Origin of the sequence: Hymenobacter jeongseonensis (genome assembly GCF_015694725.1) — a bacterium.
Lineage (GTDB): Bacteria > Bacteroidota > Bacteroidia > Cytophagales > Hymenobacteraceae > Hymenobacter > Hymenobacter jeongseonensis.
Genome location: NZ_JADQDQ010000018.1, coordinates 21254 through 46179 on the forward strand (window position 1 = coordinate 21254; position 24926 = coordinate 46179).

A 24926-nucleotide genomic window follows, 5' to 3' on the forward strand; every position below is an offset into this window, starting at 1 on the left:
CCGGGTGAGACTAGAGCACTTGCAGACGCTGGGTGGGCAACGTGCCCACAGCAGCGCTTTGGGCATCGCGGGCGTGCAACCGCAGCAGGTAAAGGCCCGTTGCCAGCCCCGCTGTGGGCAGTTCGGCGCGGGCGGCGCCCTGCGCAACGGGGGCCGTGACGCGGTTCACGACTTGCCCCAGTTGGTTGAGCAAGGTGGCTTCGACGCTCCGTATCCCGGCGGGCAGGCCCGTGACGAGGAACGCCGACGCCTTCGATGCGGGGTTGGGGCAAAGTTGCACGTCGGCGAGCAGGGCCACCTGGGTGGCGAGGAAGATGGCCGTGTTGCGCAGCACCGATACCGTATTGGTGCTGACGTTGGCCGTGACGATGTCGGGCTTGCCGTCGCCACTCACGTCGGCCGCTACCACGTCGTAGGGGGCGGGAATGCCACTGCCCGCCGAAACGGTTTGCACGGCAGCAAACGTGCCGTTGCCGTTGTTTGTCAGCACACCGACCGTATAGTTGCCCGGGTTGGCCGACACGAGGTCCGGCCAGCCGTCGCCGCTCACATCGGCCACGGCCACGCCGTTGGGGAGGGTGTTGCTGCCCGTGGCATAGCTCACGGCGGCGGCAAACGCACCGGTGCCGCTGCCCAGCAGCACGCCCACCGAGCCGCTGCCGTCGTCGCTGACCGTAACGACGTCGAGCCGGCCGTCGGCGTTCACGTCGGCCAGGGCCAGCTTGCGGGGCGAGTTGCTCACCGCTGTGGTGGCGAGGGCTTGGAAGGTGCCGTTGCCGTTGCCCAGCAGCACCCCTACCGCGCCGCTAAGCGCGGCGACAATGTCTGGCCGGCCATCGGCATTCACGTCGCCCACGGCAACCGCGGTGGAAGATTGGGTGCCTGTCGTGTAGGAAACCACGGCGGCAAACGTGCCGTTGCCGTTACCCAGCAGCACCCCCACCCCGTACGTGAAGGTGTTGGCCGAGATGATGTCTGGCCGGCCGTCGGCGTTGACGTCGGCTACGGCCAGGTCAAACGGCTGGCTTCCGGGGCCCGTGGAGTAGGCCACGGCCGTCCTAAACGTACCGTTGCCGTTGCCTAGCAGCACCCCTACCGAACTGGTGCCGTAGTTGGCTGTTAGCACGTCGGGCCGGCCGTCGGCGTTGACGTCGGCAACCTCCACGCCGTAGGGCTGACTGCCGGTGCCGGCCGAGGGGGTGGCCACGGCCTGAAAGGCACCGGTGCCGCTGCCCAGCAGCACCCCCACTGTGCTGCTGCCGTTATTGGCCGTGAGGATGTCGGGCTTGCCGTCGGCGTTAACGTCGGCCACAGCCAGACTAAGCGGGTTGGCGTTGCTGCCGGCGTTGTAGGCGACGGCCGGCGCAAAGTTCTGGCCGGCAACGGCAGGGACCAGGCCCAAGAGGACCCCGGCGAGGCCGCCAAAGCGCAGCAATGGGGCACGGAAATGGGTCAAAGACAGTACGGGTTGTTTCATGCGGAATACTACGCAGCGGGGCCACACGTTTGTGAGGCTCTGCAAGATATAAGGTATAGCACGGTTAGCGCGGCGGCTAACGGCATCGAATTGTACACACCCGCCGCATTCGGCGGTTACGATTGGTACAAGTCCTTAAAAGCTGCAAAGCCCCGACCGGTTGGTCGGGGCTTTTTTAAAGTGCTTGACAATCGGACCTAGCCCTTTTTGTTCGCCGCGAAGCGGGTGCGTTGGTCCTGCACCAGCGTTTCCAGTTCTTTGGCCGCGGTGTTGTAGCGGGAAATGTCCAGCAGTTTGAGGCGGGCCAGCAGCATCTCGGCTTCGTCGAAGTTGTTCATCCACAGGTTGGCTTCGGCGTCGTTGAGCAGTGTCACGGCGGTCACCTTCTCGTCGATGCGGGCCTTTTTGTCTTTGGGATTCGATTCGGTCAGGGCCTTGTCCCACAGCGCCACGCCGTCGCCGAGGTTCTTGCGGGCATCGGCCGCGCGGCTGCCGTCGGCCAGCAGCTTGTAGCCCATTAAGGCCTTGATATAGGCCTGGGCGTACTCGTCGTAGTTGATTTTCTTGTCGGTCACGACCCAGATGGCGGTGGTGCGCGTGATGGGGCGCTGGCCGAACTTGCTGTCCAGGTACTCGGTCACCAGTTTCATGTTGGTCTTCAGAATGTCCTCGTCCAACCGGCGCAGAAAGGCGGGCTGGGTGGCGCTGCCGTATTCCTGGGTGACCAGGGTCGCGTAGGAGGTGGAGGCTTCCAGCAGCTCGTCGGAGAGCACCGTGCCGTCCTTGGTGGCCACCTTGATGGACACGGGGGATTTGTAGGACACTTCGTAGGCCTGCTTCACGCCGTCTTTGACCAGGTTGGGGTCGACCTTCTTGCCGTCGCGCACCGTGACGGAAGTCGTCGGGCCCAGCGTAAAGCCGTCCAGGCTCACGGTCACGCGCAGGTCGCCGTCGGCCCCTTGGGCCCGCTGCAGGCCGCTAACGGTCACGTACGTGGAGGCGAGCGCCTTGCTGTCGAACACCTGGGCCGTGTAGTTGGCCGGGGGAATGACGGCCTCGCCGGGCTTGCGCTCGTCGAGCAGGAGGCGGTTCAGGGCCTTGTCCTTCAACGAGAGGGCCTTGTAGTCCTGCTTGTCTTTTTCGGCCTTGGCTTTGGCCTCGGACACGGCCGTGACGCGGTCGGCTTTCTGCTGCTCGACCTCGCTTTGGTAGCGCAGCACGACTTCCGGCGAGAACGACTTGGTGCTGGCCGGCAGCGGCAGCAAGGGCAGGCGCACGTAGTCGAAGGTAACTTTTTGGGCGTCGATGCTTTGCCCGTGGGCGGCAACGGCGAGGAGCACCGCGGCTCCGAGCAAGGGTAAGGAATGGCGCATGCGCGTAACAAACAGGGATAAAAGGATAAAAAATGGAACTGGGCCCACTGCGGGCTCCGAAAGGTACAACTATTTATTTATCAAATATCATAATAGTGCTAACTGCTTCTTCCGGCGCGGTGTGGGGTGACTTGCAGGGGGCGCGCCTCGTGTTGGCGTTCAAGCGGGCTAACCGCCAGGGCGATACCTGAAACCCAGGGGCCTTGTTGTAGGCCAGGACGAGGAGGCTCACCCGGGCCAGTGAGATTAACGGGGCGTTGGGGAATACTCGGCAGTGGAACATGCAACCACAACCATTGGGGGCCGGCGCCCGTGGGATTGGAGCGCCGAGGCGTCGGCCGGGGCCGAACGGCCCTTCCCGCCTACCGTAGGCGCGGCTCCCTCCCGCCCGCGACCAGCCCAGCGCACCGGGCCGCCTTATTCCACCACGACCCGGGCGCTGGCCGTGCCCGTTATCCCCTGCACCCGCACCACGTACAGACCCGGCGCCAGGCCCCGGACGGACACGGTCACGCCAACGGCGTCGGCCGCCACCGCCGCGGTGCGCACCGCCTGGCCCGTGGCGCCGTAAAGCGTGAGCGTGCCGGGGCCCAGACCGGCCGGCAGCGCCAGCTCGAACGCCTCCCGGGCCGGGTTGGGATACAGGCCCAGCGCGCGCGGCCGGGCCGGGGCCGCCGCCGTCGGCGTGCCGATGGCAAAGCGCACGGCGTTGCTGGTGCCGGCCGGCCCCGTCACCGTGACCAGGCCGGTGGCCGCCCCGGCCGGCACGACCACGCCGCGGAGCTCCGTGCCCGCGGCGTTGACGGCGAAGCCGCTGCGCACCACGTTGTCGTGCGTCCCCCCGAAGGTGACGGCCGTGGCGCCGGTGAAGTTCGTGCCCGTCAGCGTGACCGCGCGGCCCACCGCCCCGGGCCCGGGCGCCACCGCGGTCAACGTGGGCGCCGCGGCGGGGCGGCGGTAGAAACCGAACTGGCCCAGGCCGGTGGCGCCGTCGCCCGTGGCCAGGAAGCGCCCGCCCGCGACCACGTCGCCGGAGGCCGGGGCGGCCACGGCGATCACGTAATTGTCCAGCCCGCTGCCCAGCGGGTGCCAGGCCGTGCCGTCCCAGCGGGCGATGTGGGCCGTGCCGGCCACGCCCCCGGCCAGGGTGAAGATGCCGCCGACCACGACGTCCCCGTTCGGGGCCACGGCCAGCGCGTAGCCCCGTGCGTTCCGGCTCAGGCCGGTGCCGAGCGGGTGCCAGGCCGTGCCGTCCCAGCGGGCCACCCCGTCGGCGGCGGGGTCCCCCCCGGCGTCGGTAAAGGTGCCGGTGGCGTACAGGTCCCCCCCCGCGCCCCGGGCCAGCGCGTGGACGGTGTTGTTCAGCCCCGGGCCCAGCGGGTGCCAAGCCGTGCCGTCCCAGCGGGCCACCATGTCGGCGTTGGGCACCCCGCCCATCCGCCGGAACAAGCCCCCGGCCAGCACGTCCCCGTTCGGGGCCACGAGCAGGTCGTAGACGCTCCCCCCCCCGCTCGTCAGCAGGCCGGTGCCCACGGCCTGCCAGGCCCCGCCGGTCCAGCGGGCCACGCCACAAATGGTGACGTCGTTGCCCACCCGCGAGAAATCGCCCCCGATCCAGACCTCGCCGTCCGGGCCCTCGGCCACCGCGTGGACGATGCCCCAGACGACGCCCGGGCCCACGGCCCGCCAGCGCGTGCCGTCCCAGCGGGCCACCCCGTCGGCGGCGGGGTCCCCGCCCGCGTCGCTGAAGTTGCCGCCGGCCAGCACGTCGCCGTTGGCGGCCAGGAACAGGCTCACCACCGCGCCGGCCAGGCCGGCCCCGAGCGGCTGCCAGGCCGCGCCGTCCCAGCGGGCGATGTAATCGGCGGCCGGGGTGCCCCCCGCGTTTTGAAAGAGGCCGCTGGCGATCACGTCGCCGTTGGGCAGCACGAGCAGCGCCTGAACCGCGTCGGACGCGATGTCCGGCCCCAGGCCCGCCCCCAGGCCCCGCCAGGCCGTGCCGTCCCAGCGGGCCAGGCGGTCGAGCAGGCCGCTGCCGCCCGCGTCGAGGAAGACCCCCCCGGCCAGCACGTCCCCCCCGGGCAGTTCGGCGACGGCCGGCACGACGGACTTGAGCCCCCCGCCCAGGCTTTGCCAACGCGTGCCGTCCCAACGGGCCACCATGTCGGCGTCCAGGTTTCCGGCGACGTTGGCAAACGAGCCGCCGATGAGCAGGTCCCCGTTGGCGGTCAGGTCCAGCGCCCGCACGCTGCCGATGAGCGGCTGGTCAAACCCGGTGCGCCCGCCGCTTTCCAAGGGCGCGCCGTAGGGGCCCCAGGCCGTGCCGTCCCAGCGGGCCAGGAAATCGGCGTCCGGGTTGCCCCCCGCGTCGTCAAAACGGCCGCCGACCAGCACGTCGCCGTTGGGCAGCGCGAGCAGGACGTTGACGGCCCGGTTCAGGCCGGTGCCGAGCGGGTGCCAGGCCGTGCCGTCCCAGCGGGCGATGTAGCCCGTGCCGGCCACGCCGGCCACTCCATCGAAATCGCCGCCCACGACCACGTCGCCGGTGGGCAGCACCTGCAGCGCGTAGACGTAGCTGAGGATGCCCGTCCCCATCGCCTGCCAGGCCGTGCCGTCCCAGCGGGCCAGGTAGTCGGCGGCGGGGTTGCCCCCCACGTTGTTAAAGGAGCCCCCGGCCACCACGTCGCCGTTGGGCGCCACGTCCAGGGCGTAGACGTCCCGGTTCAGCCCGGCCCCGAGCGGCTGCCAGGCCGTGCCGTTCCAGCGGGCGACGTGATTGACGGCCAAGGCGCCGGCCTGGGTAAATCGCCCGCCGGCAATCAGGTCCCCGTTGGGGGCCAGGGCCAGGGTCGACACCTCGTCGTTGAGGCCCGGGCCCAACGCTTTCCAGCCCGCGCCGCTCCAGCGCGCCACCCGGTTGGCGTTGCGCGCGCCGCCCACCGCCGTAAAGGCCCCGCCAATGTAGACGTCGCCGGTGGGGGCCACCACCACGGCGTACACCCCGCCGTTGGCCCCGCCGGCACCGAAGCGGCCGTCCCAGTTCTCGTCGCCGGCCGCGGCGGGCCGAAACGTGGGCTGGCCCGAGGCCGGGTCCGTGCCGAGGCGGTAGTTGCGCGCGTCAAACGTCCCGCGGCTGCCCGGGCGCAAGGTGCCGTCGGGGTTCAGGGCCGCTTGCAGCGGCACCGCGGCCGCGGAAGCGGTTTTGCGGGACTGAGCGGGGGCTTGAACCGAGGACAGTACCAAGGCAAAGAACAGGAAGAGGCAACGGCTTGGGAAGCGGTAGCGGTCGGACATCAGCGGCGGGGTGAGGGAAGAGGGGACGAACAAAAAAGGAAACAGCAATAGCACGGGACCCAGGCAGAAAGCACCGGCCTGGAGCCTAGGGAGCGGTCGGAGCACCATCCTGGCGGGGGCAATACGTGGGTGCGAACGTTCGAATACTTAATGAATTAGAGACACATAACGGTCGTAACAGGCGCTAAGGCCTTGGATATGCAAGCCTATACATATCGTTGGCGTTCGCCGTTCCATCCGGCCCACTTGCACGCTGGTCTGGACCGCCCCAGAATAAGAAGCAGGGCCCTGGCCAAAGATACAGCGGTGGGCAGGGCAGTCGAGGTGACGGTGTTGATTCTCCTCCAAAACGCGCTCGGCTGGTAGCACCCGGATATGGCTACTCTGCTTGACCTGCCATCTGTCTTATTTCAGCACCGTTTCCGTGAACGCCACTGGCCTGGTGGCGGAGTGTACCTTTCCGCTTTCTTGGCCCGTTCCCGGTACACGCCCGCATCCCCTTCCATGGCCAGCTTTTATCGCCTAGATATCAACTGTGATACGGCCCAGCGGCCCGCGTTGGAGCGGCTGCTGGGGCCCTCGAGTAGCGGCCCGGACCTGCCGTGGGAGTGGCAAATCGATGAGGAGTCGCCCCGCTTCGTGCGCGCCCTGCCGCTGTTTCTCGCCTTGCTCACCCGCCACAAGGACGCCTTGGCGCAGCTCGGCGTTTCCGGCCAGGACCTGTCGCTGTGGTACATCTACGCCTATGAACAGCAGTGCAACATGGAGTTTGGGCCCGCGCTGATGAAGCGCATGGGGGAGCTGGGGGTCACGCTCTGCATCAGCTGCTACGAAAAATGAGCCCTGGGCGCAGTTCATAAAGCAACAGCGCTTCTTCCACTTTTCCGACCGTTTTCTTGAACGAACGGGTAAGAAATATTGGGGCGCGAAGGCTTAGACCACATCAGGAGGTGCCAGTGTCGTTCCGCAGATTGCGCGCTCTCAGTGCCCGTTTTCGTCGGAAACCAAGTTGCTAGGGTATAGCCTGCTGAATGCACGGGTTATCTCGAAACAGCGTTCACCGGAGACTTTTTTTACCGGAGGCACAAGGTGCCCGCGCCGGACCGCATCGCCTTGTGGGGCGTAGTGCACCCGGCACATTTCCCCTTTCCTAATGACAAATTCGCTACTCTGAACCAGGGTAGTAAGTGGGCCTCCCGGTAGGTAGGAAAGGATGAGTGTGTCGCCACACAACTGCGCGCTCCCCGATTCAGCCGGCAGGCCGTCGTGTGCCATGACGTACTCGAAGCCGTCGAATATTGTTAGCACCGACGTGTGGGTACCCTGCCGCCCCACGGCCACGAACAGTTTTTCATTGTGAGCAGCGGTGGGGGCTTCACACCCCCAAAGGCCAGCGGCTACGAGCACGTAAACAACTTTCATTCGCGAGTAATTGTCCCGGTTTGCGCTCGCCCGCTTCCGAAAGCACGGAAAAGGCAAGACGGTATAGTGTGCCCGTTTGATAAGTGAACAATGAGTACAAATAACGCTCCTTCAACTAAACAGCCGCCTACTGGTGAGTCCCGCCTGTGGTGTTAGCAGGCCAGGTAGGCCCGTACGTCTGCCACTAAGAACCCGACGGCGAGCCACGCACAGCCCTTCTCTGCGGCTGACCGACCTAGCCCGTGCCCACCCAAAGGCCCTGCGCTTGCTCTCGGGCGGCGTACTGGCCTGGATAGGGCTGTGCTTTGCCTTGGGCTACCGCCTGCCTTGGTTTGACCGTCACCCCGACGGGGGCTATTTTCCTAAGCTGAGCAACCCGCGCCTGGTCGTGGAGGAGATTCCGGACTCGGTTTTCCGTGCCCGCTACGGACAACGCTTTCCTTATCCAGACGGGGTAGACGGTACGGGGAGAACGATTGAGGTGTATGATGACTCCCGCATTAATGTCAAACATGTACGCTCGGTTGGCTACCAAGTGACCTACAATGACTTCGATGATGACATTTACGTCGACCTGTATCCAGGTCCTAACGGCTCCGCCACAAATGACCCCAGCCTGTGGCGCCCGCATTTTCGCAATAGGGGATACCAGCTTGTGAAGCCGCTGGATGAAGTTGGACCCTCGTTGGGGAGTGGCCCGGTTTCCTTACTCCACCGTGAGGCGGCCGATGGCTCCGGCGCAACGAACCAGATACAGGCCGGCTGGCAGGCTGGCTATATCGAGAGCCGCTGTAGCGCGGCCCGCTGGTATTGGCAGCTGCTGCACCAGGCGCCCTACTGCATCAAACACCTCCACCACGGCCGGCTGCGCCTGCGGGGCTGCCAGCGTTAGGGTCGTGGTCGTGTAGTGGTGGGTAGGATTGGGAGACAGCTTAAAGGCTGACCGGGGCGACGCACTGCCAGGTCGGGCGGCCAGAACCAGAAAGGTTCCACTATTGAGCAATACGCCCAGCGTGTTGGCGGACCTGTTGGCCGTCAGCACGTCGGCCCGGCCGTCGCCGTTGAGGTCGGCCACGGCTACGCTCCCTGGAGAAGCGCCCGTGGCGAAGGCTACGGCTGGCTGAAACGTGCCGTTGCCGTTGCCAGGCAGCACGGCCACCTCGCCGGTGTTGAAAATCGTGGTCAGGAAGTCGGGCCGACCATCGCCGGTCACGTCGGCCAGGGCCGCGCTGGTTGGCTGGTTGCCGCTTGGCAGTGGGTAGCTCATGGCTGGCAGAAAGGCACCGCTGCCGTTGTTCAGTAGCACACCCACCGAAGCCGTTCCGTTGTTGGCCGTCACGATGTCGACCCGGGCATCGCCGTTTACATCGGCCACGGCCACGGCGAAGGGCCGGCTGCCTGCGCCCAGCGCGTACTCGACGCCCTGCTGAAAGCCGTTGTTGGCACTATTCAGTAGGACGTTGGCCGCACCTCGTCCGGGCGTTTCCGTCACGATGTCGAGCCGCCCGTCGCGGTTAACGTCAGCCATAACGAGGTCGCGGGGAGCTATCAGGCCCGCCGAGAAAGTCCGGGCCGAGCCAAACGTGCCGTTGCTCAGGCCCGGCAATACCTTCGCAAAGGCTTCGGTGGTCCCTGCGAATACAAATGTACCGACCACGACAATATCGAGGCGGCGGTCGCCGTCGGTGTCGGCAATGGCCACCCCCGTCGGGAAGCTGTATGCCCCCACCGGGTACGACACGGCCGCCCGGAACGTGCCGTTGCCGTTGCCCAGCAGGACGCTTACCCCAAAATTAAGCACGTTGTTGGCCGTTACGATGTCCGGCCACGAATCGCCATTGACGTCGGCCACGGCCACACTGTAGGGCAGTCGGTTAGCTCCCACCGAGTACGTGGTAACGGTCCGAAAGGTGCCATCGCCGTTGCCCAGCAGCACTCCTACGGTGCTCGTGGTGCTGTTGGCCACGATGGCATCGGGCCGGCCGTCGCCGTTTACGTCGGCGGCCACCACTTTGTAAGGGGTGCCGGCCCCGCCCGTCGGGTAAGCAACTACTGGAGCGAACGTTTGGCCAACCGCGCTTGAGGCCATTCCGGTCAGGCTCATTGCCAGCAGCAGCCGGCTGTTGCTGGCAATGAGCCTGGCAACCGAGGCTATAGTCGCGGTGAGGGTGGGGTGGGGAGCGTAGTGGTGTAACATTCTCAATGAAACAAATGGAAAATAAGCTACTTAACGCAACAAAGATGGGGCAGTAAATTCTTTCTATGCCCCTATACAAAAGTCGGTCTCCGGGCATGGCAAATAGTATGGTCAGAAAAGATGGCGTCTCTGAGAGGGAGTAGCCGGCGCTGCAGACCGGTGAGCAGTCGGGGTAGGTGCAAGCTGTCGCGGCGGTCGGCGAAGTCGGCTTGCACCTGGCTGATGACGCCGTGGGCGGTGTCCACAGCCAGGCTGCAGAGGTAATTCAGGGCCCGGGCTTTGCCGGGTTTGATGGAAATGCGCGCGTCGGGGTCAGTCGGGCTGTAGTGGGTTTTGTTGCGAAGCAGCCGCGCCTTGGGGTGCTGGGGCCGGGCGCGCTGGAGTGGGCGACGAGCCGGGCCTGGTGGGCGGCCAGGGTGCGCAGCTGGTGGGCCGGGGCCGTCACCACCGACGCGGCCGGGGCCACGGCAGCTGGCTCGTCCGTGACCAAACGAGACCCTGTCAGCCCTGCGGGCTGCTTTTCCCGCACCGTTTCCAAGGAAGCGTTGGCCTTGACCGGGGCCGAATCCACGGCTTGCCGGTCACCGGCTACCAGGCCCCGGGCCACGCACTGGGCAAAGACGTGGTCAAACAGGCGCTCGAAGACGGCAGCCAGAAACAGCTGGCGCGTGCGGCTCACGGTCGAGTGCCAGGGCAATTCCTCGTCCACTTCGTAGCCCAGGAACCAGAGGATGTCCAGCCGCAAGGCGCAGTGCGCGACTAGGCGCCGGTCGCTGACCAGGTTTTCCAGCCGGCCCACCAGCACGAGCTTGAAGAACACCACCGGGTCGAGTGAGGGCTGGCCCGTGCGGCTGTACAGCGCCTGGGTTTCCGCGTAGAGAAAGTCCCAGTTGACCAACTCGGCCAGCCGGCGGTACAGATTATGGGGTGGAACTCGCTCCGAGAGCCGAAAGCGCACCACCTCTTTGTCGAGAAACGGCTTCTTGCCTTGCATCTAACCGCTACGAAGCTCGCGCCGAGCTGGCTACGACTTCTGCAACAGCCACGCTCCTTTCTCTGAACCGCCCACCACTGTCTGGCACCAGCCAAAAAAGTGCGCTCTGTAGGACTGGTTGAGTTTACGAAACTCGTCTACGATTCCCCGTTTACGAAATGCGCTGAAGGGATTAGTTTCGTAAACTCCAAACTAGAGCCTCGCCCCCTGCCAATGCACCAAGATTTGAGGCCTGGTTCAGAGAGGATGAAAATCACCACTATTTCAGGGGTGGGTTTATAAACCACCAATTTTTAAAGAGCTTATACCAAGACACAGAAGCTACTTTGCTTCCACTATAGCTTCTATCTCCCTGCTCGTGCGCTTGCTTCCCTGGTAGCAGTCGCTGTGAATTCTGCTCGTGAAAAAGCCCCCAGTCATTGACTGGGGCTTTTGTTGTCATTAATCAACCTATGCAACCTGCTCTTACTCCACCATGAGGCGCACGGTGCGGGTGCCGGCGCGCACCATGTACACGCCCGTCGGCAGCCCGACCGGCAGCGCCAGTGTGGCCGTGCCCGCTGCATCAGCGGTGGTGTGGGCTACCGGGCGACCCAGCGCGTCGAGCAGTTGCACAGCCTGCCGGGGTAACAGCCCCACAAGTCGGGTGCTGGTGCGGGCGGGGTTAGGATGGAGGTTCAGAGCCGCCACACCGCCATGAGTGGCTGCCGTGGCCAGCGCGTTACCGCCATTGAGGCGTACGCTCACGGTGCTGGCGGCGACGTTGGCCGTGAGCACATCTAGGTCGCCGTCGCCGTCCACATCGGCCAGGGCTACGCCCTGGGGCGAACCCTGCACAGCCACTGGGGCACCGGGCGTGAAGGCGGCCGTGCCATTGTTGAGCAGCAGGCCGGCTGTATTGGCCAAGGAATTAGCCACCACTAGGTCGAGGTCACCGTCAGCATCGAGGTCGCCCACGGCCAGGCCGGTCGGCTCGCCGACAGTCGGCACGTTAACGGGGTTACCAAAGTTGCCAACCCCGTCGTTGAGGCTGATGCTGACTTGATTGCCGGCTTTGCTTGCCGTCGCCACATCCAGATCACCGTCACCGTCGAAGTCGCCTACGGCTAGACTCTGCGGGGTGCCGGTTACCGCCATCTGGCCTGTGCCGCCGAATGCGCCCGTGTTGCTGCCGCTGGCATCGCCGCCATTCAAGCGCACGCTCACAGTACTACTGCCAGCGTTCACGGCCAGTAAGTCGAGGTCGCCGTCATTGTCCACGTCACCCAGTGCCACCTGCACCGGGTCAGTGCCCACGGCCAAGCGCTGCTCCGCGCCAAAGGTACCCCTGCCATTGTTGAAGCGCACGCCCACGGTATTGTCGGTTTGGTTGGCCGTCACCAAGTCCAGGTCGCCGTCCGCGTCCACGTCGCCCACCGCTAGGTGGCGCACGCCGCTGGCACTAGCAAGCGTCTGCGTGCTGCTGAACGTGCCGGTGCCGTTGTTAAAGCTCACACTCACGGTATTGTCCGAGAAGTTGGCCGTGAGCACATCTAGGTCGCCGTCGCCGTCGACGTCGGCAAGCACCGCGTGCGTCGGGCCGTTGCCCACGGTTACCAACTGCGTACCGCCGAACGCGCCAGGGTTGGAGCCGCTGGCATTGCCGCCGTTCAGGCTCACGCTTGCGGTGTTGCCCCCAACATTGGCCACCACTAAATCCAGGTCGCCGTCGCCGTCCACGTCGCCCGCCACCACGCTGCGCGGGCTGCTGCCCACGGCCGGGTCAGTGCCGGCCGTGAAGGTGCCCCGGCCCGTGCCCCGCACCGCCGTGGTAAACTGCCACACCCGGGGCTGCGCGGCCAAGCTGTAGCGGCTGCGCACGGTGGACGGAATGGTCACTTGCACCAACTCGCCGGGGCGGAAAGCCAGGCGCGGCACAGCCAAGGTGCTGGTGTAGCGCACGACGTTGGCAGTGGCCGTCAGCAGGCCGGGCTTGCGGCCCCCCACCTGCGCCGAATATACCGCGATGCCCGTGAGGTAACCACCGGCCACATCCTCGGTGAATGTAGCCGTTACGGCCGAGTTAGCTACGGGAGCCGCCTTGGCGTTGGCGGCGGGCATGGTAGTAGCTAGCAGCTTCACCGTGAAGTTGGGGACGGTGGCCGTGCCACCGGCGGTCACCAGGCGGATGTCGCCTGTGGCTGAGGCGCCGGCCGGCACCAAGAAGGTGAGGCTGGTGGGGCTATTGTTGGTAATGGTAGCCCTGTTTACGGAAGCCCCGTTCACGGTCACCGACATAACAAAGTCCAGATTGGTGCCCGTGAGGGTGACGCTGGTACCGGCGGTAGCCACCAGGGGCGACGCAGCCGCGATAACTGGCTGCGGGTAGGGCTCCCGGTTGTAAGCCACGGCGATAAAGTTGACGAAGTGATTGGTCACCACCATATCCAGGTCCTGGTCATTGTCCATGTCGGCCAGGGTCATTTGCGTAGGGTTTGAGCCAACGCTCTGTCTTTCCGTGCCGCTGAAGGTGCCCGTTCCGTTGTTACGGCGGATGTCTACCACCCCGTAGCCACTGGCGACGGAAAACAAATCCAGGTCGCCGTCGGCATCCACGTCGCCCAGCGCCACGCCGAAGGGCTCTGAGCTCACCGCCACCGCTTGGGTGCCGCTAAAGCTGCCGCTGCCGTTGTTGAGGCGCACCTGCACCGTATTGGAAGAACGGTTGCTGAACACTAGATCGGCATCGCCGTCGCCGTCTACATCGCCGGCCGCCAGCCCGTAGGAATAGCCGGTGGAAGCCACCGCCTGGGTGCCGCTGAAGGTGCCGCTGCCGCTATTAAGGCGCACGCTTACCGGTCCGTTGAGCGCTGCGCTGCCGCTCAGTAAATCCAGGTCGCCGTCGTTGTCCAAGTCGCTTAGCACCAGCGTGCGGGGTGTAGAATTGACGCTTACCGGGCTGCCGCTGGCGAAGGTGCCGCTGCCGTTATTAGTCCACACCGTCACAACGCCTGTCGTCGTGCCGGTAGCCACTAGCAGGTCGCGGTCGCCGTCGCCGTCCACATCGCCTAGCACGAAGCCGCTGGCCGCCCCAGTCGCTAGTTCCTGCGCGCCGCCGAAAACGGCACTGCCGTTGTTAAGGCGCACGCTCACGCTGGTGGTATTGCCTGTGTAGTAGGCCGTGGTAATGGTCAGTAAATCCAGGTCGCCGTCGCCGTCCACATCGGCCAGGTTAGCAGCGCGGGGGTTGCCGCCCATCGTCACGGTGGGGCCAGCGGTGTAAGTGGCGGTGCCGTTGCCCAGCCATACGTACACCTCGTTGGTGCTGGCGTTATTGGGGGTATTCACCACGTCCAGGTTGCCGTCGCCGTTGAGGTCGCCTACCGCCGAACTAGAGGGCGAGTAGTTGGTGCGAATGCCGTAGTTGTTGTTGCCGTAGATGAACACCCCCCGCCCCGAGCCGCCCACGGCCGTCGTGAACTGCCGCACCTGTGCCCGCGCTAGGCTGCCACTGCTACTGGCCGCCGCGCGGGTAGTAGTCACGTCAACGGTTTCGCCCGCTCCAAACGGGCTGGCTGCACTAGGCGTATAGGTGAGCGTATTACCGCTCACCGTAGTAGTCCCGGAAGCTGCCCCACGCCGCCCTCCACGTTGCGCCGGGTACACCTGCAACGCGGCGGCCGAAGCAGCCGTGAGCGGCTGGCTGAAAGTAGTCGAAACCGGCCCCGCCACGGGAGCCGCCTTGGCATTAGCCGCCGGCGAAACGGCCGTGATGGTGGGCTGGGCCAGTGCCGCGCCTGCTGGGAGCAGGCCGGCCAGCAGCAGGCCGCACCGAGTTAGGTGAGTAGTAAGCGAGGGTAAGGTGATACGCATAGCGAACGGGTACCCGGCGAGTGACGGCGGGTTATCAGGAATAAAAGGGATGAAAATATTGATTTGAATGGTTTGGTGGCTTGTAGTACCGTTCGGCCTCGGCTGCGCTAAGCAATATGTTCGTTTTTCACCGCCAGCTGCTGGCATAAAACGGGTACCGACCTACTCCACCACCAAGCGGGTAGTGCGGGTGCCGCAGCGCAACACGTATATACCCGGCACTACGGCTATCAGGGGTAGGGAAGGGCCAGCCGGCTGGCGCAGCACCTCCCTGCCCAGTAGGTCGAACAGCACCAGCGGGCCGGTGCTGCCAGGACCGTCCACGCGCACGGTACCGCGGGCCGGGTTGGGATACGCTTGCAGAGCCGCCACTTCGGCGGGCAGCGTGGCTGGGCGCACCGGCAGCACCGAGCCGGCGTAGTACGACCCGTTGAGGCGCACCGTCACGCTGGGGTCGCCCCCGTTGGAGAGCAGCAAATCCAGGTCGCCGTCGCCGTCCAGGTCATAAAGTTGTGGGCCGCTGGGAGTGCTGCCCACCGTGATAAGGCCGCGAACGGCCTGTGGCCTAAAGCTACCGGCGCCATCGCCCAGCAGCACGGCCACCCGGTTACCATACTGGTTACCGCTGATAATGGCATCAAGCTTGCCGTCGCCATTCACGTCCCCTAAGGTTACCCCCGATGGGTACTGCAACGCCAGTCGGGTATCGGCGACGGCCACAAATGCCCCGGTCCCACTACCCAGGCGTACCGATAGGAAGTCCCCCGCCTGGATGGTGGTTGCCACAAAGTCTAGCTTCCCGTCGTTATTCACATCACCCACGGCCAGCCCGGTCAGGTAGTCATAGCCCAGCAATATTTCGGCCGCCACTGGCGCGGGCGGGACGCTGAAATCACCGGCCCCGTTGCCCAGGCGCACCGACACGGCGGCCCGGTTGCTGCTGCTGCTGTAGTCACCCACCAGCAAATCCAACTTGTCGTCGCCATTCACGTCACCCACCGTTATCGCGCGGGGCCCGGTGCCGGGGCGGGCGCTCACGAAGGACGACGCCCCCGGCCCGGCCATGAACTTGCCCGTGCCGTCGCCCACCAATACCCGTACAAACTCGGTGCTCGGAAATACGGTGCTCACCAGCAGGTCTAGCTTGCCATCGCCAGTGATGTCCACCAGGCGCATCGAGCGGACATTAAGTTCGATGTGGCTAGAGGCAACGGGGGTTTGGAGTGTGAAGCCTCCCTGCCCGTTACCCAAGTATGTAGTGGGCAGAACCAGCCCGCCAATGAAAGCATACGACACAAAGTCAAGCTTGCGGTCGTTATTTACGTCGCCCACCGCTAAGGTATTGGGGTAGGTACCTACGCCCGTCACTTCGGCCGGAATGGGCGCGACTGGCGCACGAAAAGCCCCTGTGCCGGTACCCAGGCGCACACTCACACCTCCTACGCCGCTGACCGAGTACAGGGCCAGCAGGTCGGGGCGGCCGTCGTTATTTACGTCTGCTACGGTAGTACTGCCCGGGCCGCCCACTTGCACCCGGGGCGCAGGTACCCGCCCAAAGCCGCCGACCCCGTTGCCCAGGCGCACCGACACCGTGCTGAAATCTCCCACCATTACCGAACCGCCAGGGTCTCCCGTGTTGCCGGCCAGCAGGTCGGTCTGCCCATCCCTGTTGAAGTCGGCCAGGGCCAGCCCGTTGGGAGCAAGCCCTACCGTTAGGTCGGACGGGGCATTGCTAAAGTTGCCCGCCCCATCGCCTAGGCGCAGCGCCACCGTGGTGCTGGTGCGGCCATTCAGGGTGGCGGCCAAGTCGAGCTTGCCGTCGCGGTTCAGGTCGACCAGTGCCACTTTGCGCGGGGCCGCACCGATGCTGATGTCGGGGGCAGTGGTGAAGCCTCCGCCCCCGTCGCCGAGGCGCACCGACACCGCGTTGCCGGCGTTGCTGGCCGTCACCACGTCCAGCTTGTTGTCGTTGTTGAGGTCGCCCACAGCCACGGCCACGGCCCCACTCGTCACGGCCACCTGGCTAACGGTAGGGGTGCTGAACAGGCCGGCCCCGTTGCCTAGGCGCACGGCCACCGCGTTGGGGCTAACGGCTACAATGTCGAGCTTGCCGTCGCGGTTCATGTCGGCTAGCGCCAGGGCGTTGTTGTAGCCGGTCGGCACATCTTGAGCGCTAGTAAATCCTCCCTGCGCATTGCTCAGCAGCACTAGCACCTTGGCTGAGCGGGCCGGCGAGGTGAGCAGGTCGGCGTTACCATCGCCGTTCACATCGCCCACGGCTAGGCCGTTGAGGCTGTCGCCGCTATAGTAGCTAGCCTCGAATACCGCCGTGAAGCGCCCCGTACCGTCGCCTAGCATCGTCCCGTACCGACCTGATATAGAGCCGCCTATAACGAATATATCCAAGTTTCCGTCGTTGTTGGCATCGGCCAGAGCGATAGCACTAGGATTGGAAAGCCCCGCGCCAATCTGGGACGGAATGGGGGCGGGGGGCGGCAGAAAGCCCCCCCTACCGTCACCCAGCCGAATCCGTACTATGCTGCTAGAGTTGTCGCTTACCACGAAGTCGGGGTTGCCATCGTTGTTGATATCACCCGCCGCAATGGAAGTCGGGTTGCCCCCCACTGCCACATCCTCATCCAGAAACTGCCCATTCCCCCCCGCTGAGGCCGCCCAGAATTGGTAAGTAGTAGCGGTCGTCGGGGCCACACCGGCCTGACTAGTAGCCTGTGTCGTCACAGTCACTTGCACCTGCTCGCCCGGTTGCAGGGCGCTGGCCGGGGTAAATTGCACAGTAGTGGTGCCGGCCCCCGAGTAGGTGCCGTCCAGCGGCCCGCGCCACCCGCTCACCACCCGCATCCCCGTGGCCGAAGCCGCTTGGGCGCTCATAGGTTGTGAAAACGTAAGCTGTACGGCGGTAGTAGGGGCCGCAAAGGCAGTATTGGCCTGGGGCGAGCGGCTTAGCAGCACCGGGGATTGGGCGCGGAGGACGAGCGCGACCAGCAGCAGAGCAGCCGTGAGCAGAAAAGAAGGGTAGCGTTGGAACATAGGCACGGGCTAATGAAATAATACAATCAATAAAATAAACGCGAGCGAGTTAATTCCACGAAAATAAGCATAGTATAGCATCTGCCTAGGCAATGGCATATAAGAATTTGTCCCAATTGTGATGATCCTCGTCGGTAGTCATGACTACGAGTCGTCTTTTGATAGTTTTGAGAGCATCTTTTTCCCATCTAAAAGAGCCCAACTTGGCTCACTATGAACAGGAGTCTTAGCCTGTAGCTTTATTTCGCGAACAGGGCTAAAGGATCCACTGTCCCGCGTTACAGGCCAACGTGTGGATGACGCACAGCTGAGTTTACGAAACTCATCCCTTCGGCCCATTTCTTAAACTAGGAATCGTAGACTAGTTTCGTAAACTCCACCGGTCCAATAGAGGGCTCTTTGCCGCTGGGCTCAGGCCTGCAGGCGTAGTTTGCTTAAAGGAGCGGATGTTCGAACGACCTCCTCCTTTAGTTTTTCTTTTTCGATGGAGCAAACGGGGGGAGTTCCCGGGCTCTGGTTCGGATGGCGTCAGTGGGGCGTCCGGAGCGACGAAAGGCCGCGGTGTCCATTTTCACGGCCGACGTCGACGCCTTGCGCGTTGGCGCAGCGGCCCTTTTGGGGTGAGGGACGCCTTTGCCCGGGGGGTTAGGTACAGGCGTTGGCGTTGTTTGGGCGTAAGCAGGACCACCTAGGGCCACTAGCGTCATGCCAAGCAGGAAAATGGGGTTGGGTTTCATAGCCAGGGAAAAGGTGAAAGGGTGAAGATACTGACCATGAACTGTATTAACGTTCAAGAAAACGGTCCCAAGGTAAACGAGCGTTTACTCATCAACGAGTTCCGAGATAACCCATTCGCCTCCCTTTGTGGCTCGGGTGGCCGCGGCTCCCCTCGGCAGGTCGGACACTTCTACGACGGTCCCATCCAGAGCTACCACCTCTTCCAAGCACAAGACGAGGTAGTCGTCGTCTGGCAACCCTTGCTCGTGGCCCTCTCCGCCCGAGAATTGCCAATAGCCATCGTCAAAATGTGCCACAAACAGAATCGGTGATGCCTGGCGAACGACGTACACTGTGGTGATGACGGCCGTGTCAGGGGCGTCCGTAAAGCATTTTTGGGGCGTGCTCATAAACCTCTAAAAGTAAGGGTCTGTCCAATACAGGCCCGCTAAGCTTTACAGTTCAGCCAAACGGTCCGAAACGCAAAATGAGCGCGTTATTGCACCTTTCCGCCCCATTATGCCCTCCCTGGCTACATTGCTCCATTCCCTCGATTCGTTTCAGCCGCAGGATTCGTGGGTGCAAGCGGAAGACCTGTTGGCGGAGCTGTGGGAGCACGGCCCGCCCGCAGATGCTTTGGTGCCGCTGTTTCGGTTCTTGGAGCGCTTTCCCGTAGATGAGAGCGGGGGCGTGTTGATGGGGCTCATGCACGGCATTGAATCCTTTCCCGCGTACGAGACCGAGTTGTTGGACTCCCTGCACCGCCAACCCACGGAAATAACGCTGCTCTTGGTGCGGCGAATCGCCAACACGGGGCAAAAGTCAATTGCCCAACATCCGGTAGCAAGTGTGTATCGGGCGGTTTATGCCCATCCCACTGCGCCCCTGGAGGTGAAGCAAATGGCGCAAGAATTACTCGCGAAATGAGCCTGACGCGTTTAGCCAAACGGTGGCTGTTGCAGAACCCTTGGTGGCGCCCTATATCAATGGTCATGGCGGCATCTGGGAGCACACAAGCCTCCAAAACGGCCGTTGTTGAGGTTCGTTCGGTGCAATAACTTGGGGCGCTAGCTCGTCGAGGGGTTCTGCAACCGCCACGGTCCGAATACGAAAACGAGCATTCGCTAAACCCTCCGCTTGGCTGCGGCCCAAGCGACGATTTAAGGGGCTAGGGCTCCCCCTAACCGGCCCGCCACCGCCCCCAGAACCGGCCGGTGCCCCGTTCAGTCCACCTGGAGGCGGGCCGAGCGCGTGGGCGCGCCGAGGGCCGGGGCGTGGAGGAGGTACAGGCCGGGAGCGAGCCCCTCGAGCCCCAACACCGGCCCGGTGCCCTGGCGCACAAGGCGGCTCTGCGCATCGAGTAAGCGCCACGGCGCGGCGGGCCCCAGTTCCGGGACCTGCACGCGGCCCCGGGCCGGGTTGGGCACGAGGTGCAGGGCGGCGGGGGCGGCCCGGCCAGCAGACGTGGCCAGCGGGCCCGCGCCGGCCAGGACGAGGACCGGCACGGTGCTGCCGGCCAGTGTGCCCGTGCCGAGCTGCCCGTACGTGTTGTCGCCCCAGGCCCAGAGGCTGCCGTCAACCTGGAGGGCCACGGTGTGGGCAAAACCGGCGGCCACGGCTTGCCAGGTGTTCACCGTGCCCACTTGTGCGGGCACGGTCCGGGTGGCCGTCGTGCCGGTGCCAAGCTGGCCCGATTCGTTTTTGCCCCAGGTCCACAACGTGCCGTCCGTGCGCAACACGGCCGTGTGGCTGTTGGCGCCGTAAGCGGCCGTCTCCCAGGTAGTGGCTGTTCCGACCGGGACGGGGCCGTACCGGTCCGTGGTGGTGCCGTCGCCCACAGAGCCGAAAAGGTTGGTGCCCCAACCCCAGAGCGTACCGTCCGTGCGCAGCGCCAGGCTGTGGCCGTAACCGGCGGCTACGCGGCGCCACGTCGTTGCCGGGCCCACCTGCTCGGGGAAGCGGTGGTAAAAGCTCGCGCCGGTGCCCGCCGCGCCGGTAAAGTCCTTGCCCCAGGCCCAGAGCGTGCCGTCGGCGCGCACGGCCAGCGAGTGGGAATACCCTGCGGCAATGCTTTGCCAGGTGCTGCCGGCGGCCACGGCCACGGGGGCCCGCCGGTTGACGGAGGAGCCGTCGCCGAGCTGGCGGTCGAAGTTGTTGCCCCAGGCCCACAAGCTGCCGTCGGTGCGCAGGGCCAGCACGTGGTAGGTGCCGGCCGCCACGGTTTGCCAGTTGGCACCGGTGCCCACGCGCTGCGGCACCAAGCGGGTGGTCGCCGTGCCGTCGGCGAGTTCGCCGTGGCTGTTGCTGCCCCAGCCCCAGAGCGTGCCGTCGGCGCGCAGGGCCAGGCTGTAGTCGTCGCCGGCCGCCACCTGGCGCCAGGTGCTGCCCGTGCCGATTTGCACCGGGGCCAGGCGGTTGGTGGTGGTGCCGTCGCCGAGCTGGCCGTCGCTGTTGCGGCCCCAGGCCCAGAGCGTGCCGTCGGGGCGCACCCACAGGGTGTGGTGGCCGCCGGTGGCCAGGCGCTGGGCGCGGGCCGGGGCGACCAACCCGCCGAGCAGCAGCAGCAGCGCGAGCAACAGGCCGCGGCAAACCAGACGGGGGGCGGACGCGAGAAAAAGGAGGGTAGGAGTCGGCATGGGGAACGGGGGAAAGGAGACCGGGGTAGACGCAGCCAAAGGTAGGCCCGAAACCGAACCCGTCGAGCGCCCGGCACGGAGGGGCGGACCGCCTGACTCTCGGCCAGGGCCGGCGCCTAGCGGCCTGTCGGTAGGCCGCCGGCCCTGGCCGAGAGGGCGAGTGGCCACCCACCCCGACGACGGGTAGAGGGGCCGCATGACTTCACGCTTTTGAGCGACGAGGGTTCGCGGGCTATGAAACCCCTTTTCGTTTGCCAAAACGGTTCGAACTGTAAAACGAGCCTTTCTTTGGGGTGAGGCCGTCCGCTTCAAGTTTGCCCCGCCCTTGCCCTTCTTGGGAACACCCACCCGCCTTGGAGCGACCTGAGATGCCTTTGGCGTCGGGCCATTTCACCCGTCTTTTCTTTCCCTACCCATGTACCCCCGCGAATCCTCCTGGCGCACCCTCGGCTTTTGGGTCGGGCCCGTTCTTTTACTGGGCAGCCTGCTGCTGGCCGGGCTAATCTGCATGATTGGCGCCTACATTCCCCCGTTGTTGCTGCTCTTGCTGCTGCCGGCCGGCGGGCTGCTGCTGGGGGTCGGGCTCATCGTGCAAGGCACCCAGCCGCTCTGGGCCAAGCTCCTGGCCCTGTCCCCCGTGCTCGGGCCCGTGCTGCTCGTGCTGCTCGTGACGGGGGCGAAATGGTTGCCCCCCCACAACCGCCTGGTCTTCCTGATTCCGGAAGGCTTCCGCGGCCGAGTGATACTGTACCGGCAATACGACCGGCAGGACCTGTTCACAAAGGTGGACGGCCGTGCCATCCTCCGCGTCCCGCCGGACGGCTCGATTAGCACCTCGGCGCCGCTCGGCGCCGACGATTTAGCCGATGCCGAATACTACCTCGTGGACGCAACAGGACAGCGCCTGCGCCCCTTGCGGCGGTTAGACGAACGGGCATTTGCCAAGAGCAAACGGCGCGACGAGGCGGTGGAGCCCGTCGACCCGCAGCAAGTTGGGGTATTTGCGGCGGGTCTCCGCCATAAACGTCCGTACCAGGCAACCCCTTTTGAGACGTATTACCCCAGCGAGATACATTATACTCCTGACAACGAGGTAGTTGAGTTAATTTTCACCGTTTCCTGTCACGACAGCCTGGCGGTGCTGTTGCGCCGGTCTGACTTTTAGGCAACTCCGCGTTGGGGGGGTGGCAAATGGCTGCCGAGTCGGCAACTCCCACCAATTAAACTGTTCAAATGGTTCAGTGAAACGGTCCGAATACTAAAAGGAGCAATTTCTGCACGCCTCGGAAACGGACGGTATCCGGCGGGGCCGCAAGCGCGTGCAACCTTCCCGTCGCGTGGCCGGTCATCCGGAAGAACCCTTACCCCGTGCGTGTGATGAAGAAGTCCCTCCTGTGCTGCCTGTTCTTGCTGGGGCTGGCCGCGGCGGTCGCCTGCCGCAAAGCCAGCCCGGCCCCCGCGGCCCCCGACGCGGCCCGGGCGGCCGCTTACCCCCAAACCTGGCAGCTGGTGGAACTAACGGGCCAACGCGTGGGCGCCCGCTGGACCGGGGCGGAGCTGCCGTGGCAGGAAACGTACGTCTTCCGGGCCGACGGCACCTTCCTAAAAACGCGCCGGCACGGCGCTGAGCGCGCCGAGGCCCGCGGCACGTTTGCCGTGCAGGCCGGGCCCGACGGCCGGTACGCCGTGCTGGCCTACGAGGCGGCCAGCCCGCTGATCGGCTCGTGCGCGGCCAACGCGCTCACCGAGACGCTGGCCTTCCAGGCCGACGGGACCCTGGCCAGCACATGGCAGGTGTGCGACGGCCCGGGACTCGCCTACCGGCAAGTGCATTAGCGCGGGCGGGGCCAGCCCAGCGCGGGCCCGCGCAATAACGCTCCAGTGAATAAACACGCACCATTTATTCACTGGAGCTTAATTCTGTTATGGTGGCGAACTTGCGCCCAATGACGCGGTACCTCGGTCTCTTTCTTGTGCACCTGCTCCTGTTGGGGTGCCAGCGCCCTGCGTTGGGCACGTACGCCGATTCCTGCACGGCTTACCACCGCCCCGGGGTCGTGCTGACGCTGCATCCAGACCACACGTTTGCGTACCGCTTCCAGTACCTGGATACCCTCGTCACCGGCACGTGGCGCCAAGCACACGACACGCTAACGCTGCGTTCCGCCTTTTTCCTGCGGATCCCACCGCCGCTAGCACCCGCTGTCAAATACACCGCGCAGCCAGGAGTGGACCAATTTGCGAAGCGCGGGAATCGACTGGTTCCGTTAACGGACGCCACCGACCCCAAAAAGCAGTGCTTCTTGCAACGCCACTAGGCACCTCGAAAGCCAAGGAGGACTGCGTTGTAGTACTGCGTTCATAAAAACGGTCCTGACGTGAACGCGCATAGTTCAGAGTAAGGAGCGTTATACTATTGCTTCAGTGTCCCTTCGTTAGTCCTCCATCCCCGACAGGCAAAGTCCATGGAAACCAGAGCATACACACTCTTAGAAACGTACTTTGACGGCGTATGGTCATCAGGCTTCAATACGGAAACCCATGTGTCCATCTTGTGTTGGATCGCGGACTCTTTGATGACGTTAGAGCACATCAAGGAAATGCCCATAGTAGTCGATGTTATCATTGCCTATTACGTAGGTCCTTTTCCATGCATCGCCATTCATTACGAAGATAAAAGCTTCCGAAATGTGTATGATGAGCTAGAGGCTGAGTGCTACAAAGTGTATAAAGAGCGGTCGTTTAAAGAGTTCTATGACTACGTGGCTAATAACAGCAACCGAATCAATAAGAAAATAAAGGAGCTGAAGGATTATCAGCCCCGATAGCTTCGCGTTCAGCTAAGGGTTTACTTTAACGGTCCGAAAAGTAAAAGGAGCCTATTTCTTCAGGGCTCTCACGGGTAAGTATTCGTCTGCCCGGGGGATGAATCCTCGGATGAGGTGCTTCAACTCGTTGTCCAGCGTGTAGAGCCGCTGGCCGTAGAGCAGGGTGCGGCCTTGTGCCAGGTAAATCGAGCGGGTTCCGCCGTCGCGGTAATACACCTTGAAAAAGAACCGCACAAAGTTGCCCCGGAAGGTGTGCACAGCGATGGTGTCGCGTTGGTCGAGGGCTTGCTCGAGCGCCGCCAGAAACGTCGCGGCGTGTTTTACAGTGGTTTTAAGGGCCGCTGCGTACGCCAGTTGGGTCGTGTCCACACCGATGAGGGTGGAACTGGAATACGGGTACGCATGGAGCCGGATTTTTCTCACCGGCCTGCCGGTCTGCGCATACAGACCGGCAGGAAGGAGCCCGAGGGCCAGCAGGGCAGCGAGCAGCGGCGCGACAGTCGACTTATTCATGGCAGCTGCGGAAAGGAAAAGTTCCGACGTGCCCCCCTCGGAGCAGCCGCACAAGGTAACGACCGTAGTTCACGCAAACGGTCCGAAGGTAAACGCTGGCTGTTTAGTTTGAGGAGGGGTTGGGTCACTTTAGTACTGAACTTGCCAAAGGCCTTTGCGGCGTATCTGTCGGCTACAGCCCTGCGCCTTTCCCTTTTCTCTTCTCTGCTTCCCGGATGCTGATTCTGTTGCTGGATACGAATTATTCGGACATTCTGAATTTGTTCATGTTCCTCGCGTTTCTACCGCTGGCGGCGGGCATCTGGGTCTTACTCTGGAGCGCGCACCGGGCCGCGCGGTGGGCCAAGGCACAGCAAGCGCTCAGACCGGGCCACGCTGTGATTGGATGGCTGGGGGTCGCGGCTCTGTGGCTGTTGGCACTAGGATTACTACTGCTGGCACTCGATTTCAATTATGACTTTTTAGGCCTTTATTGACCTTATCAAGTAGTGTTCACAAAAAGGGTCTGATGGTAAACTCTGCTGATTCAGTGCAAAAGGGTTTGCCTGATTTTAGATGCTTTGTCATCCAGTTCC

The 24926-nt window shown here is 64.2% G+C and carries 16 protein-coding genes; 6 read left to right on the top strand and 10 right to left on the bottom strand.

What is annotated here, in order from left to right; translation table 11 throughout:
- Window positions 1-10 precede the first annotated feature (10 nt).
- From I2I05_RS20590 to I2I05_RS20600, 3 genes are all read right to left on the bottom strand, one after another.
- A complete protein-coding gene (locus tag I2I05_RS20590) occupies window positions 11-1477 on the bottom strand; it encodes an FG-GAP repeat domain-containing protein (protein ID WP_196284153.1) in 1467 nt (488 codons plus the stop codon).
- 197 nt (window positions 1478-1674) lie between these two features.
- Window positions 1675-2850: a hypothetical protein gene (locus I2I05_RS20595; protein ID WP_196284154.1), complete on the bottom strand. Its 1176-nt coding sequence runs from the start codon at window positions 2848-2850 to the stop codon at window positions 1675-1677.
- A gap of 417 nt (window positions 2851-3267) precedes the next feature.
- Window positions 3268-6144, bottom strand: coding sequence for a T9SS type A sorting domain-containing protein (locus I2I05_RS20600; protein ID WP_196284155.1), 2877 nt, complete (start codon window positions 6142-6144; stop codon window positions 3268-3270).
- A gap of 504 nt (window positions 6145-6648) precedes the next feature.
- Here I2I05_RS20600 and I2I05_RS20605 point away from each other — a divergent pair.
- On the top strand, window positions 6649-6984 hold the full coding sequence (locus I2I05_RS20605; protein ID WP_196284156.1) for a hypothetical protein: 336 nt from the start codon (window positions 6649-6651) through the stop codon (window positions 6982-6984).
- Between the two features lie 1288 nt (window positions 6985-8272).
- Here I2I05_RS20605 and I2I05_RS20610 read toward each other — a convergent pair.
- The 5 genes from I2I05_RS20610 to I2I05_RS20630 all read right to left on the bottom strand — a co-directional run bounded on the left by I2I05_RS20610 (window position 8273) and on the right by I2I05_RS20630 (window position 18784).
- A complete protein-coding gene (locus I2I05_RS20610) occupies window positions 8273-9763 on the bottom strand; it encodes a T9SS type A sorting domain-containing protein (RefSeq protein ID WP_196284157.1) in 1491 nt (496 codons plus the stop codon).
- 265 nt (window positions 9764-10028) lie between these two features.
- Window positions 10029-10757: a transposase gene (locus I2I05_RS20615; RefSeq protein ID WP_196284158.1), complete on the bottom strand. Its 729-nt coding sequence runs from the start codon at window positions 10755-10757 to the stop codon at window positions 10029-10031.
- 465 nt (window positions 10758-11222) lie between these two features.
- Window positions 11223-14609, bottom strand: coding sequence for a beta strand repeat-containing protein (locus I2I05_RS20620; RefSeq protein ID WP_196284159.1), 3387 nt, complete (start codon window positions 14607-14609; stop codon window positions 11223-11225).
- A gap of 162 nt (window positions 14610-14771) precedes the next feature.
- The gene (locus I2I05_RS20625; protein ID WP_196284160.1) at window positions 14772-17657 is read right to left on the bottom strand and encodes an FG-GAP-like repeat-containing protein; all 2886 of its coding nucleotides are present in this window, start codon (window positions 17655-17657) and stop codon (window positions 14772-14774) included.
- A gap of 821 nt (window positions 17658-18478) precedes the next feature.
- Window positions 18479-18784 carry a hypothetical protein gene (locus I2I05_RS20630; RefSeq protein WP_196284161.1) on the bottom strand — a complete coding sequence of 102 codons (306 nt, stop codon included), beginning with the start codon at window positions 18782-18784 and terminating at the stop codon, window positions 18479-18481.
- Window positions 18785-18893: 109 nt separating this feature from the next.
- On the opposite strand from I2I05_RS20630, the gene I2I05_RS20635 reads away from it, so the two are divergent.
- Window positions 18894-19301, top strand: a complete 408-nt coding sequence (locus I2I05_RS20635) for a hypothetical protein (RefSeq protein ID WP_196284162.1) — start codon at window positions 18894-18896, stop codon at window positions 19299-19301.
- A 296-nt stretch (window positions 19302-19597) separates the two neighbouring features.
- On the opposite strand, the gene I2I05_RS20640 is transcribed toward I2I05_RS20635, so the two are convergent.
- Window positions 19598-21010 (bottom strand): RCC1 domain-containing protein, encoded by a 1413-nt coding sequence (locus I2I05_RS20640; RefSeq protein WP_196284163.1) that lies wholly within the window; start codon window positions 21008-21010, stop codon window positions 19598-19600.
- Between the two features lie 415 nt (window positions 21011-21425).
- Between I2I05_RS20640 and I2I05_RS20645 the strand changes: the two genes are divergently transcribed.
- From I2I05_RS20645 to I2I05_RS20655, 3 genes are all read left to right on the top strand, one after another.
- On the top strand, window positions 21426-22175 hold the full coding sequence (locus I2I05_RS20645; protein WP_196284164.1) for a DUF6843 domain-containing protein: 750 nt from the start codon (window positions 21426-21428) through the stop codon (window positions 22173-22175).
- Window positions 22176-22387: 212 nt separating this feature from the next.
- Window positions 22388-22846, top strand: a complete 459-nt coding sequence (locus I2I05_RS20650) for a hypothetical protein (RefSeq protein ID WP_196284165.1) — start codon at window positions 22388-22390, stop codon at window positions 22844-22846.
- Window positions 22847-22983: 137 nt separating this feature from the next.
- On the top strand, window positions 22984-23328 hold the full coding sequence (locus I2I05_RS20655) for a hypothetical protein (protein WP_196284166.1): 345 nt from the start codon (window positions 22984-22986) through the stop codon (window positions 23326-23328).
- A 561-nt stretch (window positions 23329-23889) separates the two neighbouring features.
- Here the strand turns inward: I2I05_RS20655 and I2I05_RS20660 are convergent.
- Window positions 23890-24351, bottom strand: coding sequence for a hypothetical protein (locus I2I05_RS20660; protein WP_196284167.1), 462 nt, complete (start codon window positions 24349-24351; stop codon window positions 23890-23892).
- A gap of 215 nt (window positions 24352-24566) precedes the next feature.
- On the opposite strand from I2I05_RS20660, the gene I2I05_RS20665 reads away from it, so the two are divergent.
- Window positions 24567-24827, top strand: a complete 261-nt coding sequence (locus tag I2I05_RS20665) for a hypothetical protein (protein WP_196284168.1) — start codon at window positions 24567-24569, stop codon at window positions 24825-24827.
- Window positions 24828-24926 lie beyond the last annotated feature (99 nt).

Bases quoted from the DNA above. Each gene is read 5' to 3' on its own strand.
- I2I05_RS20590 (WP_196284153.1), bottom strand. From the start codon at position 1,477: ATGAAACAACCCGTACTGTCTTTGACCCATTTCCGTGCCCCATTGCTG.
- I2I05_RS20595 (WP_196284154.1), bottom strand. From the start codon at position 2,850: ATGCGCCATTCCTTACCCTTGCTCGGAGCCGCGGTGCTCCTCGCCGTT.
- I2I05_RS20600 (WP_196284155.1), bottom strand. From the start codon at position 6,144: ATGTCCGACCGCTACCGCTTCCCAAGCCGTTGCCTCTTCCTGTTCTTT.
- I2I05_RS20605 (WP_196284156.1), top strand. From the start codon at position 6,649: ATGGCCAGCTTTTATCGCCTAGATATCAACTGTGATACGGCCCAGCGG.
- I2I05_RS20610 (WP_196284157.1), bottom strand. From the start codon at position 9,763: ATGTTACACCACTACGCTCCCCACCCCACCCTCACCGCGACTATAGCC.
- I2I05_RS20615 (WP_196284158.1), bottom strand. From the start codon at position 10,757: ATGCAAGGCAAGAAGCCGTTTCTCGACAAAGAGGTGGTGCGCTTTCGG.
- I2I05_RS20620 (WP_196284159.1), bottom strand. From the start codon at position 14,609: ATGCGTATCACCTTACCCTCGCTTACTACTCACCTAACTCGGTGCGGC.
- I2I05_RS20625 (WP_196284160.1), bottom strand. From the start codon at position 17,657: ATGTTCCAACGCTACCCTTCTTTTCTGCTCACGGCTGCTCTGCTGCTG.
- I2I05_RS20630 (WP_196284161.1), bottom strand. From the start codon at position 18,784: ATGAGCACGCCCCAAAAATGCTTTACGGACGCCCCTGACACGGCCGTC.
- I2I05_RS20635 (WP_196284162.1), top strand. From the start codon at position 18,894: ATGCCCTCCCTGGCTACATTGCTCCATTCCCTCGATTCGTTTCAGCCG.
- I2I05_RS20640 (WP_196284163.1), bottom strand. From the start codon at position 21,010: ATGCCGACTCCTACCCTCCTTTTTCTCGCGTCCGCCCCCCGTCTGGTT.
- I2I05_RS20645 (WP_196284164.1), top strand. From the start codon at position 21,426: ATGTACCCCCGCGAATCCTCCTGGCGCACCCTCGGCTTTTGGGTCGGG.
- I2I05_RS20650 (WP_196284165.1), top strand. From the start codon at position 22,388: ATGAAGAAGTCCCTCCTGTGCTGCCTGTTCTTGCTGGGGCTGGCCGCG.
- I2I05_RS20660 (WP_196284167.1), bottom strand. From the start codon at position 24,351: ATGAATAAGTCGACTGTCGCGCCGCTGCTCGCTGCCCTGCTGGCCCTC.
- I2I05_RS20665 (WP_196284168.1), top strand. From the start codon at position 24,567: ATGCTGATTCTGTTGCTGGATACGAATTATTCGGACATTCTGAATTTG.